13 protein-coding genes are annotated in these 16,410 nt (G+C 60.9%); 7 read left to right on the plus strand and 6 right to left on the minus strand.

Annotated features, from left to right (window positions below; genetic code table 11):
• Positions 1-37: 37 nt before the first annotated feature.
• Complete coding sequence (locus tag KR541_RS30750; RefSeq protein WP_012337324.1) at positions 38-1,267, plus strand: cytochrome P450; 1,230 nt, start codon at positions 38-40, stop codon at positions 1,265-1,267.
• Positions 1,268-1,335: 68 nt separating this feature from the next.
• On the opposite strand, the gene KR541_RS30755 is transcribed toward KR541_RS30750, so the two are convergent.
• From KR541_RS30755 to KR541_RS30770, 4 genes are all read right to left on the minus strand, one after another.
• Complete coding sequence (locus KR541_RS30755; RefSeq protein ID WP_012337325.1) at positions 1,336-2,286, minus strand: IS481 family transposase; 951 nt, start codon at positions 2,284-2,286, stop codon at positions 1,336-1,338.
• A 70-nt stretch (positions 2,287-2,356) separates the two neighbouring features.
• Positions 2,357-3,456, minus strand: a protein-coding gene (locus tag KR541_RS30760) for an IS3 family transposase (protein ID WP_150123351.1) whose coding sequence is annotated in 2 segments (ribosomal slippage) — positions 2,357-3,204 and positions 3,204-3,456 — 1,101 coding nt in all. Because the reading frame shifts where the segments join, the coding sequence is not laid out codon by codon here.
• A gap of 177 nt (positions 3,457-3,633) precedes the next feature.
• Positions 3,634-4,293, minus strand: a complete 660-nt coding sequence (locus tag KR541_RS30765; RefSeq protein ID WP_041492362.1) for a TetR/AcrR family transcriptional regulator — start codon at positions 4,291-4,293, stop codon at positions 3,634-3,636.
• Between the two features lie 471 nt (positions 4,294-4,764).
• Positions 4,765-5,070: a hypothetical protein gene (locus KR541_RS30770; RefSeq protein WP_160300527.1), complete on the minus strand. Its 306-nt coding sequence runs from the start codon at positions 5,068-5,070 to the stop codon at positions 4,765-4,767.
• Between the two features lie 572 nt (positions 5,071-5,642).
• Here KR541_RS30770 and KR541_RS30775 point away from each other — a divergent pair.
• From KR541_RS30775 to KR541_RS30790, 4 genes are all read left to right on the plus strand, one after another.
• A complete protein-coding gene (locus KR541_RS30775; protein ID WP_226248655.1) occupies positions 5,643-7,334 on the plus strand; it encodes a DUF1302 domain-containing protein in 1,692 nt (563 codons plus the stop codon).
• A 5-nt stretch (positions 7,335-7,339) separates the two neighbouring features.
• Positions 7,340-8,701 carry a DUF1329 domain-containing protein gene (locus tag KR541_RS30780; protein WP_012337330.1) on the plus strand — a complete coding sequence of 454 codons (1,362 nt, stop codon included), beginning with the start codon at positions 7,340-7,342 and terminating at the stop codon, positions 8,699-8,701.
• A gap of 246 nt (positions 8,702-8,947) precedes the next feature.
• Entirely contained in the window at positions 8,948-10,012 is a 1,065-nt protein-coding gene (locus KR541_RS30785) for a WD40/YVTN/BNR-like repeat-containing protein (RefSeq protein ID WP_012337331.1), read from the plus strand.
• 12 nt (positions 10,013-10,024) lie between these two features.
• Positions 10,025-12,508 carry an efflux RND transporter permease subunit gene (locus KR541_RS30790; RefSeq protein ID WP_050016534.1) on the plus strand — a complete coding sequence of 828 codons (2,484 nt, stop codon included), beginning with the start codon at positions 10,025-10,027 and terminating at the stop codon, positions 12,506-12,508.
• Positions 12,509-12,634: 126 nt separating this feature from the next.
• Here the strand turns inward: KR541_RS30790 and KR541_RS30795 are convergent, their stop codons facing one another.
• Together KR541_RS30795 and KR541_RS30800 are read right to left on the minus strand one after the other, a co-directional pair.
• Positions 12,635-13,417, minus strand: coding sequence for an SDR family oxidoreductase (locus tag KR541_RS30795; protein WP_012337333.1), 783 nt, complete (start codon positions 13,415-13,417; stop codon positions 12,635-12,637).
• A 17-nt stretch (positions 13,418-13,434) separates the two neighbouring features.
• Positions 13,435-14,460, minus strand: coding sequence for a zinc-dependent alcohol dehydrogenase family protein (locus KR541_RS30800; protein ID WP_012337334.1), 1,026 nt, complete (start codon positions 14,458-14,460; stop codon positions 13,435-13,437).
• 137 nt (positions 14,461-14,597) lie between these two features.
• On the opposite strand from KR541_RS30800, the gene KR541_RS30805 reads away from it, so the two are divergent.
• Both KR541_RS30805 and KR541_RS30810 read left to right on the plus strand, forming a co-directional pair.
• A complete protein-coding gene (locus KR541_RS30805; protein ID WP_012337335.1) occupies positions 14,598-15,347 on the plus strand; it encodes an electron transfer flavoprotein subunit beta/FixA family protein in 750 nt (249 codons plus the stop codon).
• A gap of 2 nt (positions 15,348-15,349) precedes the next feature.
• Positions 15,350-16,282 carry an electron transfer flavoprotein subunit alpha/FixB family protein gene (locus KR541_RS30810; protein ID WP_012337336.1) on the plus strand — a complete coding sequence of 311 codons (933 nt, stop codon included), beginning with the start codon at positions 15,350-15,352 and terminating at the stop codon, positions 16,280-16,282.
• Positions 16,283-16,410: the final 128 nt, after the last annotated feature.

Here is a 16,410-nt window from a genome sequence, read left to right on the forward strand (position 1 = left end):
GCGCGTTCCGATCCATCCGAAGAAAGGAGACAATCTTATGTCAGCAGTTGGCCATGGCGCGACTCCGGAGCAGGCGCCGGTACCTTCGCACGTTTCGCCTGAACGGGTATTCGACATCGATATCTACCACCCGCCGGGCGCCGAAGGCGACTACCATCTGTCGCTCAAGAAACTGCACGCGGAAGGTATTCCGGACATTTTCTGGACGCCCCGCAACGGCGGGCACTGGGTCGCAACGCGCGGCGACGACATTTATAACATCCTGAAGGACTACGAGAACTTTTCGTCGAAGCAGCTCACCGTGCCGCTGGTCGAGCATCAGCCGTTGCCGCCGATCTTCTTCGATCCGCCACAGCACACGGCCTATCGAGCGCTGATCGCGCCTGCGTTCATGCCGCAGGCCATCGGCAAACTGGAAGAGAAGGCGCGGGAACTGGCGATCGAACTGATTGAAGACTTCTACCCCGCGGGCGAGGTGGAATTCGTCTCGCGGTTCGCGCAGCATCTGCCGATCGCCATTTTCATGAACATGGTGGCGCTTCCCGCCGAGGATCGCGAGTACCTGCTCGGCCTTGCCGACAAGATGGTGCGCCCTGTGGACGCTAACGAGAAGCTTGCCGCGCTGGGTGCGATCTTCCAGTATCTGGGGGCGAAGATCGCCGAACGGCGCGCGAATCCCGGCGACGATCTGATCAGCAAGATCGTGAATTCGACAATCGACGGGCGTGCGTTGACCGATGATGAGGTTCGCGGCCTGTGCGGGCTCGTGCTGATCGGCGGCCTCGATACGGTTGCGTCCGCAATGGGATTCATCGCGAACTTTCTGGCTGGCAGCCCCGCACATCGCAAGCAGCTCATCGACAATCCCGCACTCACTCAAAAGGCTGTTGACGAACTGTTGCGCCGCTTCCCAGTGGTTAACCAAGGGCGGCGGATCACTCACGATTTCGAGTACAAAGGCGTGCAACTGAAGGCGGGCGACATGATCATCTTGCCGACCACGCTGCACGGCCTCGACGAGAGAAAGTTCGAAGACCCGCTCACCGTCGATTTCAGCCGCACGCCGCCGATTCATTCGACGTTCGGCAATGGCCCGCATCGTTGTCCTGGCTCCTTCCTCGCGCGCGTGGAACTCAAGGTTTTTCTTCAGGAATGGCTCAAGCGTATTCCGGATTTCCAAGTCAAGCCGGGTGCGAAAGCCGGGGTTCACGGTGGTGTGAACGGCACGTTGTACTACTTGCCGTTAGTGTGGAAAGTAACCCGCTGACGGGTGGTTGCAGGCGGGGAGCCGCACCGCGTTTATCAGTCGAAGGCGGTGGGGTGCATGGGAAGCGGCTAGCTGTGAAGCGTCAAGAGGTTGTTTCTCGACGCAGGAAGTCTCGCCATCGGCGCAATGCCGCCGATGGCGCTATGAGCTCGATGCCAGTTGTAGTGATGCTGCCAACTCGCCAAGGCTTCGATGCGATGAGCCGAGCTTTGGTACGTCCATGCATAGGCCCACTCACGTAAAGCCGATTGGATGAAGCGTTCAGCTTTACCGTTGGTCTGCGGACGATACGCCCGCGTAAATTTGTGTCGGATACCCAGTTCCTGGCAGGCCCGAGCAAATTCGTGCGAACGGAACGCCGAACCGTTGTCCGTCAGTAACCGGCGCACACGCACGCCGAACCCGGCGTACCACGCAACGGCGTCACGCAGGAACTGCACAGCACTACGTTTTGTCTCGTCGGGATGCATCGCCGTGAAGGCAACCCGGGCGTGGTCATCCACGGCGACAAAGAGGTACTCCCAACCCACGCCGTCCACCGTATCGCGCCGATTACCGGTGACACGATGGCCAGGACGCGCGATTCGACCGAGCTTCTTGATGTCGATGTGCAGCAAATCGCCTGGCGCCTCGTGTTCGTAGCGCTGAACGGGTTCGCGCGGTTGCAGGTCGCTCAACCGGGATAGCCCAGCACGCGCCAGTACGCGGCTGACGGTCGAAGCAGACACGCCTGCCTGTCGGGTGATCTGGCGCTGCAGCAAGCGCTGCTGGCGCAATTCCACGATCAGCAAGGCCGTTGCCGGGGCGATTGAACGCGGGGAGCGGGCCGGGCGCGACGAGGCATCAGCCAGCGCTGGTGCACCACCGACCAAATAGCGGCCCAGCCATTTACGCACGGTCGGCGCTGTCACGCCATGATCGGCTGCGGCCTGCTGCACACTCGAACCGAATTCGGTGATCTCCTGAACCATCTCAAGTCGACGCGCGAAAGTGAGTCGGGCATTCTTATGGGTGTTCATCCGGCTGGGTTCCTGGAAGGTTGGGTGTTTGGCGACTTCCAGTTGACCTGCGGCGGAATTTTGTAGCCAGTCACGCAGTGAGTCTCGCGTCGATATTATCGGAATCCAGCCAGGCTCGACGGACCGTGGCCGGAGGTTGGTAGCGATGAGCGCTGTGGGGCCGGCGCTCGTTATAGAACTGCCGCCAGCGCTCGATGAGCACCTTGGCCTCGGCGCGGCTGCGGATCCATTCGCGGTTTAGCAATTCGTCTCGCAGTTTGCCGTTGAAGCTTTCGACGAATCCGTTTTGCCATGGACTGCCAGGCGCAATGAAGGCCGGACCGATTGCAGCGTCTCGCAGCCAACGCATGACCTTGGCAGCGGTAAATTCGGCGCCGTTGTCCGACCGAACAAACGCGGGCTTGCCGTACAGCCGCATGAGTCGCGATAGCGTCAAGATCACGTCCTGCGACCGCAGGCTGGCGCCAACCTCGATCGCCAGACACTCGCGGGTATATTCATCGATCACGCATAGCATCTTCAAGGCCCGGCCATCCACCAGTTGATCGTGCACAAAGTCATAGCTCCAAACCGAATTGGGCTGTGTGGCGCCTGGCAGGCGTATGTCGTCGCCGCAACGACGTCGGCGCGGACGTCGGCGCGCAATGTTGAGCTGAAGGGCTCGCCACATTCGCCGCACGCGCGATTCGCTCAACGCCAGCCAGGCCGACATCCGGCGATAGCCGAAGCGCGGCACCTCTTGCGCGGCCGCCATCAGCCTCTCGCCCAAACTCCGATCCTTCTCCGGTTGCTTGAGCGTATAGGTCGCCACTCGGCGGCTCAGTCCCAGGTAGCGACATGCCTTGCGTTGCGAGAGCCCCCGCCGAGTCAGGACTTCCAGCGCTTCGCGCCGGCCCGTCGGGGTGATCATTTTTTTCGGCTGAACTCCTTCAGGCCATCGATTACCAGCATCTGCTCAGCGATCAGGCGCTTAAGCCGATCGTTCTCCGATTCCAGCTCCTTGAGCCGACGAGCGTCAGCCACGTCCATCCCGCCGAACTTGTTGCGCCAACGATAGAACGTCTGTTCCGAAATGTTGTGGCGCTTGCATAGATCCTTCACCGGCTCATCCCGGCTCTCGGCCTCGCGCAAGATGCGGATGATCTGCTCGTCGGTAAATCGCTTCTTCATCGAGTCCTCCTTGTCCCTAGGATAAAAGAGAACTCACTTGCCGGATGGCTACAAGAAACGTCTCAGGTCACAGTCTCCCAGACTCAGTCCGGATGAACCATCGATACAACCTATTGAAGCTTCACAGCTAGCGCGCGATCCCGGCCCGGCCATGGCGCGGTGGGCTGCTGACCAGGTTTACGGGGATGCCTTGCTCAATGCGCGCCAGACCACCTTCATGGCGTGGCGGAACGAATCAAGATCAGGTGTGTTTGCGTCGCATCGTCGAATAAAGACCACGAGCCCTTGCAGATGTGAAAGCAGCAGGGCGCCGCGCAGCGTACATTCCGCCGATGCGAGGTCTGGATTGATCTGCGAGACCAGGTTTGCCAGGAGATCCTGGAAATCGGCAGTGGTTTTCGCCATCAACGCGTGCAGGGAGGGCTCATGCTCGGCAAGGCTCCACGACTCCAGAACAAAGGCGCAAACGCGATTGCCGCCGGGCGACGTCAGCACGGAGAATGCTTCGTCGACGATGGTGTCAAGTCGGGCCTCTGGTGGCCGTGCCTTGTCCTGGGCGATCGTCTGATAGTGCTGGAAGTAGCGATTCGTGAATGCCTCGACCGTGGCGCGCAACAGCTCTTCGCGGGTGCTGAAATAGTGCTGCAAGGTTCTCAGCAGGATCCCCGCATCGCTTGCTATGCGGCGTTGGGTGAAACCAGCGTTACCTTCCGACGCAAACACTTCGATTGCCACCTCGATGATGGCGGGCACGCGCGTGGATCTGTTGCCTCGTCGCTTGGGCGTTTCTGCTCCCTTGTTGCCGAGATCTGCCGAAGAAATGGTCAGGTCTTTCATTTGCACTGCCCCCATTGGCGTTTGCTCTCCATCGCGCGCGGTGTCGCTTCACGATGGGTAAGCCCAGGCAAGCCCCACCTTGATCAGTGCACCGGTCGACTCCGGAGCAGCGCCGGCATTGATCGGATGATGCTGGTCAGGTGACGAATAAATAATACGTCAGTCGACCAATTAATGCGAGACAAACCCGCACCCGCGCGCAGCGTATGCTACCAAAACGGGGCGAGATCTTGTCCATATCAGCATTTCTCCCTAGTACGGGCAGTCTTGATAATGGGTCGATCGACTACTAATATTTAGTCAACCGACACATTTTCAACATGTGGTATCGGATCACCAGCCAGCCGGGTTCGAGGCTGGCGCATGCGAAGCGCAAGTGTCGGAGCCACGCGCTCAAGGTTTCCCTATTGCGTGGGTGATGTGATTGCTCGAGGCGCGCACTGGGCCGTTGAAGGAGCAGGGCATGAAGCTTCAGGAAAGTTCTTTGCGTTCGCTGATCGAGAAGTGGCTTGCGCCTTCCGCGAGCGCCCCGGTGCACATCACCCGATTGACCTTCGCCAATTCGCGCATCAGGTGTGTGCTCGCGCGGAGATCCACCTCTCCGACATCCCTTTCCATTTTCTTCTTTCGGCACGCCGACGGAGTCTGGCGTGTGTTCCCGCCTGCTCCGCGAAAACCGGAGATGCGCTTCCGTACGGAAACGGGATAGCGGGTCGCGCCGCCAGAGTACGTGGCGTTTGAATATGAAAGGACTGCTGAGGAAATCGTTCCGATCATGTGTGCATGTCGTTCTTCGCCGTGCGTAGTCCGGTTGCTCTCGGGTTCGGTGCCGAGGCGCCGTTGCATCCATCACGCGGAACGCTACCGTGCCAGGGCGAAATCTTCCTATTGTGCGGAACGTATATCGACGTGCGCCGCGGACTGGCGAAGGGAGCGGAGATCGCCCAACGTCCGTATTGCCGGTGCTCATTCGATGCGTGCCGCTCGCAGATGCGTGCTTCGGAGAGATTCGCAGAGCAGCGCATCGCGCACACCGTAGACGCTCGTGCGTACCGCTTGTGCAACGCCGTTTGACGTCCATCCAGATTACGCGTCCGCGTTTACCCAAACATGTGAACGACGTTCAAAAAAAGTATCGCCTAGGGGTGAGCGAGCGTTGACAGTCGTGTTTCGAGTGTTTATCTTTGCGAACAGCATTCGTATTGTGGTGATGGCGTGAAAGGTGTTCAGGACGCGATGCTGACGAGGTAGGCAAGCCGGCTTCGTTTCATTGCCAGATGTCTGTGGCGGCCCTACGGCGAGAGCCGCTTCTGCGGCACGTCGACAAAGACAAGAGGAGACACATGAAAATGACGAGTCTGAAGCCAAGTGCGATCAGCCTTGGCGTACACGCGACCTGCATCGCCGCGGCGTGCGGGTTGTGGAGTTCAAACGCCAACGCCTTCCGCTTCGATGTGCCGAATCCGGACATCGAAATGAACTGGGACAATACGGTGCGCGCCGACTATGACATCCGGCTGCAGAACCCGAGCCACTTCTACACGAACAGTCCGACCTACGACGAAGGCGACCTGTCGACGCCGAAGTTCAGCACGATTCAGTCGATGCTGAACCTCTACAGCGAATTCGATTTCAAGTACAAGGAGACGGCCGGCTTTCGCGTGAGCATGGACGCGTGGTACGACCCGACGTTCAAGAATCACAATTCGAGCAATCCTGCGTTTGCGCCGAACTATCCCAACAATCAATATACGGGCTATATCAAAAAGTATTACGGGGGGCCGAGCGCGGAGCTGCGTGATGCGTTCGTGTTCAACACGTTCGATCTCGGCGGTCACTCCGTGAACGTCAAGCTTGGCCGGACGGCGGTCACCTGGGGGCAGTCCGCGTTTGCCACGCTCGGTGGTGCCAACTCTGTCGCGATCGGGCAGCAGCCGCTCGACCTGATGAAGTTGACGCAGAGCCCGAGCGCATCGCTCAAGGAAATCGTCCTGCCGACGGCGCAGGCCGACGTGACGGCGAACATTACCGATACGATCAGCCTCGGCGCGCAGTACACCTTCGAGTGGAACCACGACAGAGTGCCTGAAGGCGGCACGTATTTCGGCGGCGCGGACGCGATCCTGTACGGTCCTCCGGTGGCCAGCTATGCGACGATTCCCGGCCTGGGTACGTTGGCGATCCCGCGCGTGGCGGCCACCAAAGGCCAGATCGGCGATTTTGGCCTCGACGGCAAGTGGCGGGTCGACTCGCTCGCAACGACCTTTGAGTTCACGTACCGTCACTTCGCGATGAAGATGCCATGGGCGGCGGTGCAGGTGCCCGGCGCGGGGCCGGCGCTCTTTCCCGGGGTCAATCTGCCCGGCGTGACGGCGAAGTACGGCAATAACGTCAACCTGATCGGCGCGGGCTTCAACGGCGCTGTCGGCAGCGCCGCAGTAGCCGGCGAACTGTCCTACCGCTGGAACATGCCCCTCAACGCCGTCAACGCGACGACGGTCAACGACGCACCGACCGGCCGCACGCTGCACGGGCTGCTGAACGTGACGCAGTCGCTGGGCAAGACCTTCTTGTGGGACAACCTGTTCCTGCAGGCGGAATTCGCGTTCAACCGGTTGTTGAGCGTGCAATCCCATCCAGGGAATGTCGCCAACTCGAGCTACGACACGACCGGCCAATGTTCGGCGAGCGGCAACAATCCGTATAACAACTGCTCTACGCGGTTCTGGGCGGGCTTCGGCATCGGTGCAACGCCACAGTGGTATCAAGTTTTCCCGGGCGTCGATCTGACGATGCCGCTCTTCGTCAACCTCAACCTGAAAGGCTATTCGCCGGTTATCGGCCCTGCGGCGGAATCCCAAGGCCAGAACACGTTCGTGGTCGGGCTCGATTTCAACATCTACAACAAGCACGAGATCGATATCACCTACACGTATTACATGAACAAGAGGGGCTACTCGAGCGCAGGTGCCGCGACGGCGCTCGGTGCGCCCTACAGCGACAAATCCTGGCTCGGTATCACGTATCAGACAACGTTTTGATAAAGATGGAGGCAGCTGTGAAGAGATTCCCAAAGCTTCTTAAAGTGCTTGCAGTACTTGCGGCAATCTGGGCTTCGCCATATACGCTCGGCGCCGATAGCAAAGTTACGCCTTTTGGTGCCGAGGTGGCCGGAAACAAGGACGGGTCAATTCCCGCCTACACCGGCGGAGTCACACAAGCTCCGCCGGGTTTCAAGCCGGACTCGGGGAAGTGGGTCGATCCGTTTTCCGGTGAAAAGCCCGTTCTGCAGATCACCGCGCAAAACTACGAGCAATACGCGGATAAGTTGAGTGCGTCTTCACTTGAATTATTCAAGCGCTATCCGACCTACCGGATGGACGTTTACCCGACACACCGCAGCGCTTCCTATCCCGACTGGTATCTCGAGAACTCCACCAAGAACGCTCAAACCGCGAAGCTCGAGAAGAACGGCCTTTATCTGACCGGGGCGTTCGGCGGGAAGCCCTTTCCGGTGCCGAAGAACGGGCAGGAAGCGTTGTGGGACTGGGAGTTGCGATACGTCGGTACGGCGCAACGCAACAACGTGAAGACATGGCTGGTGGACTCGCGCGGCACGCCGATCCTTGCCGCGCAATTCAAGAGTTCCCTGTATTACCCGTACTTCGATACCAAGAAGGAGGAGGAATTCCGGAAGAAGGGCGGCCTCGCAAACTGGTATTACGTGGCCAACGACTACGCGGCGCCGGCCCGATTGATCGGGGATACGACGCTGTTCTGGTACTTCATGGATACGGCGGATCACGATCAGCAGTCGTGGGAATACAATCCGGGGCAGCGCCGGGTGCGGGTGGCGCCGGATCTTGCATACGATACGCCGAACCCCGGTTATTCGGGGGCAATCACGATGGATGATATCCAGCTGTTCTATGGGCGCATCGATCGTTGGGACGCCAAGCTTGTGGGCAAGAAGGAGATGTACATCCCGTACAACGACTACAAGCAGCAATATGAAACGCCGGCGAGCAAGATCCTCACGCCGCACTTCATCAACCCGGATCACGTGCGCTGGGAACTTCACCGCGTATGGGTTGTTGACATGAAACTGAAGGCAGGCGCGCGCCATGTGTATAGCCGTAAGACGCTTTATTTCGACGAAGACGGTGGCGGCGGGATGATGGACGCGTACGACCAGTCGGGCAAGCTGTATCGCGGCGGATTCGAGACGACGGTCCCCGCCTACGACTACAAGATTCCGTACTCGCTCGGAAACTGGTTTTACGACTTCAACAGCGGTGTCTACATCTTCGGCAGCCACCCTGCGGAGACGTCGGGGATCATGTTCAATGTGAGCTTCCCGTCCGGGTACTTCACCCCGGAGCGCTTGCAGTCTTCCGGCGTGCGCTAGTTGTCCGCCGATGTCAGGTTGAAACAACCGGCGGCATCCTGCCTGTCTTGCCAGGCAGGATGCTTCGGCCGCGGGTGCGGGCCGCATTGCGCCGAAGCACATGTGGTCGACCGGTATTCGATAGTTGGCGTAATGCCGTAAGCGCACCGAGTATGCCGCGCCGGCTCGACCCGGCACGGCGTGAAAAAAACATAAAGTCCAGGACTGTTCGTGTAGTTGGTCGGCAGTAACTGTGAAGGAGACGTAATGCGCCATACCATGTTTCGTTGTCTCGCGTTGGCGGCGGCAGCAAGCCTCGCGAGCAGTACGGTTTACGCCGGGTTCGCCGACCCGATGCACTCGCCGGCAGTCGTCAATCCGCGCGCCGCGCACGAACCCATGATTGCCGTTGCCCGGGCCGGGCAACGACTTGTTGCAGTGGGGCCGCGCGGTGTCATCCTCTTCTCGGACGATGATGCTGCGAACTGGCGCCAGGCGAGTGTGCCGGTGAGCTCGGATCTCGTTGCGGTGACCTTCAAGTCCGCAACGCAGGGCTGGGCCGTCGGCCACGACGGCGAAGTGCTCCATACGGCCGATGGTGGCAGCACCTGGGTGCGTCAGCTCGATGGCGAACAGGCCGCGAAGCTGATGACCGACTATTACGCGCAGCAGCAAGGCGATTCGGCCGCACTCAAGGCGTCGCGAGAGGAGGCTCAGCGCTTCGTGGCCGATGGGGGCGGACGTCCGTTCCTCGATGTGTGGTTCGACGACGAGCACTCGGGCTGGGTCGTCGGGTCATTCAACATCATTTTCCATACCGAGGATGGCGGCCGCAGCTGGGTTCCATGGTTCGACCGCGTCGACAATCCGGAAGCCCTGAACCTGCATGCGATGCGCCGAATTGGCGGGACGCTCTATATCGTGGGTGAGCAGGGCCTTCTCCTGAAACTCGATCCCGACAGGAAGCGCTTCGTCGCGGTCTCGTCGCCGTCGAAGGGCAGCCTCTTCGGACTCGCTTCGGCTGGCAACGCAATGATCGCGTACGGGTTGCTCGGCAATGCCTACCGTTCCACCGATGGCGGCGCCACCTGGACCAAGATCACGTTGCCGACGAGCGCAAGCATTCTCGCTTCGGCAGAACGCCCGAATGGTCATGTGCTGCTCGCCACGGAGGCCGGCGAGCTGCTCGAAAGCAGCGATCAAGGCGCAACGTTTCACGCACTGGCCGTGCGCCAGCCGGGCGGTATCTTTGCGATGTCGCTGCGCGACGACACGGCGGTGCTGGCCGGCGCAGCCGGCTTGTCGCGAATCGGATTGGCGAAGTCGAAATAACGGAGAGCAGACATGGCTGGCGGCAATAATGCCCAATTCGACAAGATGCCTGTTGTGACGGATCTTGCCCAGTTCGATTTGCGCTCGGGCAATGCGCTCGAGCGCCTGATTTTCAACCGGCGTCCCTGGCTCATCGTCATCTGCGCGATCATCACCGCGGTGCTCGGGTTTCAGGCGATGCGGCTCGACGTGAATGCGAGCTTCGAGAAGATGATTCCGCTCTCGCATCCGTATATCAAGAACTATCTCGCGAACAAGGCCGACCTGAAGGGGCTCGGCAACTCGCTGCGTATCGTCGTCGAGAATCCTTCGGGCGACATCTACGATCCCAAGTACCTGGCGGCGTTGCGCCGCATCAATGACGCACTGTTCCTGATTCCGGGCGTCGATCGACCCGGCGTGAAATCGCTGTGGATGCCGATCGTGCGCTGGAACGTGGTCACCGAGAAGGGTTTCGCGGGCGGCGCGGTCATGCCGGACGGTTTCGACGGTTCGGCGCAGTCAATTGCTCAGCTCCGCACGAACGTTGCGCGCGCAAACATCGTCGGCAGCCTCGTCTCCAACGACCTGCATTCGAGCATGATCCAGCTGCCGCTGCTCGACCATTACGCCGACACCGGAAAGTCGCTCGACTATGCGAAGCTCTCGCATCAGATCGACGAAGTGATCAAGACCGAAGGCCATGGAGAAGTGAAGGTGCACGTGGTGGGCTTCGCCCGGCTGATCGGCGATCTCATCGAGGGCCTGAAGCAGGTCGCGATGTACTTCGGTGTTGCCGCGGCGATCGCGCTCGGGGTGATCTTTCTCTACACGCGTTGCTATCGCAGCACGCTGCTGGTGGTGGCTTGCTCGCTCATTGCGGTGGTCTGGCAGCTCGGCATCATCCGCACGCTCGGCTACGTGCTCGATCCGTATTCGGTGCTGGTCCCGTTTCTCGTGTTCGCCATCGGCGTCTCGCATGGCGCGCAGAAGATGAACGGGATCACGCAGGACATCGGGCGAGGCACGCACCGCTACGTGGCGGCGCGCTACACGTTCCGGCGGCTTTTCCTCGCCGGTCTCACGGCATTGCTCGCGGATGTGGTCGGCTTCGCCGTGCTGATGGTCATCGACATTCCAGTGATCAAGGACCTGGCGTTTACGGCGAGCGTGGGCGTGGGCGTGCTCGTCTTCACGAACCTGCTGCTGCTGCCGGTGCTGCTCTCGTACATCGGAGTGAGCCCGTCCGCCGCGCGGCGCAGCGTGCGCGGCGAGCAGAGCGATGCCTCCGGAGCTTCCTCGGCCGGCGCGCTGTGGAATCTGCTGGACCGCTTCACGGAGCGGCGCTGGGCCGTGGGCGCGATCGTGTGCGCGGCTCTGCTTACGGCGGTGGGCTGGTCGATCAGCCAGCATTTGCAGATCGGCGACCTCGATTCCGGCGCGCCGGAACTCAGGCCCAATTCACGCTACAACCGCGATAATGCCTATACGAATGCGCATTTCGGGTTGTCGAGCGATCTGTTCGTGGTGATCGGCAAATCGTCGCACGGCACCTGCGACGCGAATAATTTCCCGCTCGCACTGGAAGCGGACCGACTCGAAACCACACTGCGCGGCGTGCCGGGTGTGCAGACGACGACGTCGGTCGGCGGCCTCGCGCGCTGGATGACATCGGGCTTTTACGAGGGCTATCCGAAGTGGTACACGATCGACCGCGTGCCCTCGATCATCAACAAGACGGTCTGGCAGATTCTGTTGGATCATCCGGACCTGATCAGCCAGACATGCGGTACCGCGCCGGTAATCGCGTATCTGACGGACCACAAGGCGGCAACGCTTTCCCGCGTGATGAGCGTGGCGGAGGAGTTCGCGAAGACGCACAGCGATGCAGACCACCAGTTCCTGATGGTGGCCGGCTCAGCGGGTATCGACGCGGTGACGAACGTGGTGGTCGCGGAAGCGAACCGCACGATGCTCTTCATGGTGTACGCGGCGGTGATCCTGCTGTGCTTCATCACATTCCGCAGCTGGCGCGCGGTGGTGGTGGCTGTCGTGCCGCTGGGCATCACGTCGGTGCTGTGCGAAGCGCTGATGGTCAAGCTCGGTATCGGCGTGAAGGTCGCGACGCTGCCCGTGATCGCGCTGGGCGTGGGGATCGGGGTCGACTATGCGCTGTATTTGCTGAGCGTGCAGCTCGCGTATCAGCGCACCGGACAGCCGCTGCGCGTGGCCTACCGCCATGCCGTGCAGTTCACCGGCAAGGTCGTGGCGTTGGTTGGCGTGACGCTGGCGGCGGGTGTGGTGACATGGACGTTCTCGCCGATCAAGTTCCAGGCCGATATGGGCATTCTGCTCACGTTCATGTTCCTGTGGAACATGATCGGTGCGCTGATCCTCATTCCGACACTGTCACATTTCCTTCTGCAAGGGATTTCGCGCAAGGCAGGGGCGAAGAACGCGTCCGCCGATTCGGCAAACGCCGAAGCCTGCAGCGGCGAGGCGACCCTGCGGTCGTGATCGTGTAGCGTGTGCCGCCTTGCGCGGCGCCACGTTCCGCGCGAATGAATCGGCCCGCCATCCGTGACGATGGCGGGCCGATTGGTTTGGAAGTCAGGCGTAGCCCGCGCGCGAAGGAGGCCGAATCTACACGACGGACATGGAAAAACTCAAGATCTCGGAGACGCCGCCGTCGACCATCAGCATCTGGCCGTTCATGTAGGAGCTCGCCTCGGAGGCGAGAAACACGGCTACACCTCCCAGTTCCTCGGGGTTTCCCCAGCGTCCGACCGAAATATGCGAGCGCACGATCTCCTTCATCTGCGGATTCGACGCGACGGGCTCGGCCATATCGGTGAGGAAATAGCCGGGGCAAATGCCATTGCAGCGAATGCCGTGCCGGCCGAGTTCCGCGCCGAGCGATTTCGTGAGCCCGGCGACCGCGTGCTTGCTGGCCACGTACGCTTGAAGTTTCTCGCGGCCGAGCACCGAAACATAAGAGCCCACGTTGATGATGCGTCCGTGCCCATGCTCGATCATGGGGCGTGCGACTTCCTGCGCGAGAAGGTACGCTGCCGTGACGTTCGTATCCATGGTCCTTTGCCACATCTCGACGCTCGACTGCAGAAAATCGCTCCACTCGCACATGCCGGCATTGTTGAGCAGGATGTCGATGCGTCCGTGACGCGCGAGAACGTTACGCACGCCGTTTCTGATCGCGTCCTGATCGGTGAGATCGAACGGTTCGATATCGACGCTTCCTCCGCTTCCACGAATGGATTCGGCGGCGGTTTCGAGGCTTGCGCGGGATCGCGCACACAGAATGACGGTTGCACCCGCCGACGCCAGCGCGCCTGCCATGGCGAAGCCAAGACCGCGCGACGCGCCCGTGACGAGTGCGATTTGGCCTTCCAGTGAAAACAGTTTCATGGTCCGACTCCTATCGATCATGCGGTGGCTGCCTGCGGGTGGCGAATGACGATCTTGCCGAAATGCCGCTGGCTTTCGAGGTGCCGCAGCGCATCCGGCACCTGCGCGAAATCATGGATCGAGTCGATGACCGGCCGAAGCTTGTGCAGGTCGATCGCGCGATTCATCGCTTCGAAATCCTGCCGGGAGCCAACGCGAATCGGCGCGATCGACAGCCCGCGCGTGAAGAACCCGTCGCCTGGAGAAGGGGCGCCCGTCAGCAGTCCCACGACACTGATCCGGCCGCCATCCCGCGTGGCGGCGACGGACTTGCCGAACGTTTGCGCGCCTCCGACCTCGACGACGAGATCGACGCCCAGTCCATCGGTGAGTTGCAGCACGGCAGCGTCCCATTGCGGCACTTCGCGGTAGTTGATCGTGGCGTCGGCGCCCAGTTCTGCGAGGCGTTCGAGCTTCGCGTCGCTCGACGATGTGGCAATGACCCGCGCGCCGAACAGGCGCGCAAGCTGCAACGCGAAAATCGATACGCCACCCGTTCCTTGCACGAGGACGGTTTGACCCGGCAGAAGCGGTGCGTGCTGGCATAACGCATTCCAGGCGGTGACGGCAGCACAGGGCAGTGTTGCTGCCTCTTCGTCGGAGAGATGAGCCGGAACGCCGACCCATTCTTCCTCGCTCAATACGACCTTGTCGCGCAGCATGCCTTCGACGATCGCGCCGCGGCCGAGAACGTCAGCGTGTTGCGGGCGCGCGCCGCCGTGCCAGTTTTCCGCGAAGTTCGCCATGACCCGGTCACCGGGCTTGAAGCGCCGAACGCTGGGGCCTACCGCGAGCACGACGCCCGCGCCGTCCGAGACGGGAATGAAGTTGGGTGCCATCCAGTCGCGAAACGCACCGTTCATCAGCAACAGCTCGCGAAAATTCAGCGAACTTGCATTGACCTGCACCAGGACCTCGTGAACGCCTGGTGGCGACGGATCCGGTTCCTCGCGTAACGCCAGACCTGAAATTCCTTCAAACCGTTCGCATCGATAGAGCTTCATTCGTCGTCTCCATGGTGGTGAACGAGGCTGCCATATTTACTGTCGCAACACGCGTTGTTCATTCTTCTCGTTGACAGCCGTAAAAAGATGAGTTCAGAATATCGAACATTGTTCATCAAAGCGTTCGGAGCGTCAAATTGAAGATACTGGTCGCGGTAAAGCGCGTGATCGACTACAACGTCAAACCGCGGGTGAAGGCCGACGGTTCGGGTGTCGACCTGGCCAACGTGAAGATGGCCATGAACCCGTTCGACGAGATCGCGGTGGAGGAGGCGGTGCGCCTCAAGGAAGCGGGTATCGCGAGTGAGGTCGTCGTGGTATCGGCGGGAACCGCGCAATCGCAAGACGTGCTGCGCACGGCGCTGGCCATGGGGGCGGATCGCGCGGTGCTCGTCGAAAGCGAAGCCGAGTTGCAGCCGCTCGCGGTCGCAAAACTGCTGTGCGCCGTGGCCGCGCGGGAAAACCCGCAGTTGGTGCTGCTCGGCAAGCAGGCCATCGACAACGATGCCGGCCAGACCGGCCAAAAGCTCGCCGCATTGCTCGATTGGCCGCAGGCGACATTCGCGTTCAAGACGGAAGTCGACGGCCAGCAGTTGCTCGTCACGCGCGAGATCGACGGCGGCCTGGAACGCGTTGCGCTCGATCTGCCGGCGGTCGTCACAACCGATCTGCGCCTGAATAGTCCGCGCTATGTGACGTTGCCCAACATCATGAAGGCAAAGAAGAAGCCGCTGGAGACGCTGAGCCCCGAAGCGCTGAACGTTGATGTCGCACCGCGTTTGAAGGTTCTCGAGGTGACCGAGCCGCCGGCGCGCAAGGGCGGCGTAATGGTTCCGGATGTCGCGGCGCTGATTGACAAGCTTCGGAATGAAGCGAAGGTGATCTGATCATGACTATTCTCGTTATTGCGGAACACGACAACGCAACTCTCAAGCGTGCCACGCTCAACGCCATTTCGGCGGCGGGCGCGGTGGGCGGAGACATTCATGTGCTGGTGGCTGCCCATGGTGCTCCGGCAGTGGTGGAGCAGGCGGCGAACGTTGCCGGTGTCGCCGAGGTGCTGGTGGCGGACTCGCCGGCATACGCGCACGGGTTGCCGGAAAATCTCGCATCGCTCGTTGTCTCGCTGGCCAGCGGATATACGCATGTGATCGCCGCATCGACGGCAGTGGGCAAGAATTTCATGCCCCGCGTCGCGGCGTTGCTCGACAGCGCGCAGATTTCCGATGTCGTCGCCTTCAAGGCGCCCGATATCTTCGTGCGTCCGATCTACGCGGGCAATGCGCTCGCCACGGTGCAATCGTGCGATGCGATCAAGGTCATAACGATTCGCCCGACCGCGTTCGATGCGGCGGTCACGGGATCGAGCGCCGCGCCCACGCGCGCGGTTGCAGCGGCTCCGGCCTCCGACAGGACACGATTTGTCGGACAGGAATTGACGAAATCGAGTCGTCCGGAGCTTTCCGCCGCCAATATCGTCGTTTCGGGCGGCCGCGGGATGCAGAACGGCGACAACTTCAAGCTGCTCGACGCACTCGCGGACAAACTCGGCGCGGCCGTCGGCGCGTCGCGCGCGGCGGTCGACGCCGGCTTCGTGCCGAACGACTATCAGGTGGGCCAGACCGGCAAGATCGTCGCGCCGCAGTTGTATATCGCCGTCGGCATCTCGGGCGCCATTCAGCACCTTGCGGGCATGAAGGACTCGAAAGTCATCGTTGCGATCAACAAGGACAGCGAGGCACCGATTTTTCAGGTGGCCGACTACGGTCTCGCCGCGGATCTTTTCGAAGCGGTACCGGCGCTGACTGCGGGACTCGATTGATAGTCGCCCGGATTGACAGCAATCCAAGCGTAAGCCTAGCATCTGAACGCCGTTCAATTAAATTGAACAGATGGTTGCATATTGGTTGCCGGTCAGAGTGAGAGTCGAGCGGCCGCCAGATAAAAAGC

It is taken from the genome of Burkholderia sola (assembly GCF_905400185.1).
Classification (GTDB): domain Bacteria; phylum Pseudomonadota; class Gammaproteobacteria; order Burkholderiales; family Burkholderiaceae; genus Burkholderia; species Burkholderia sola.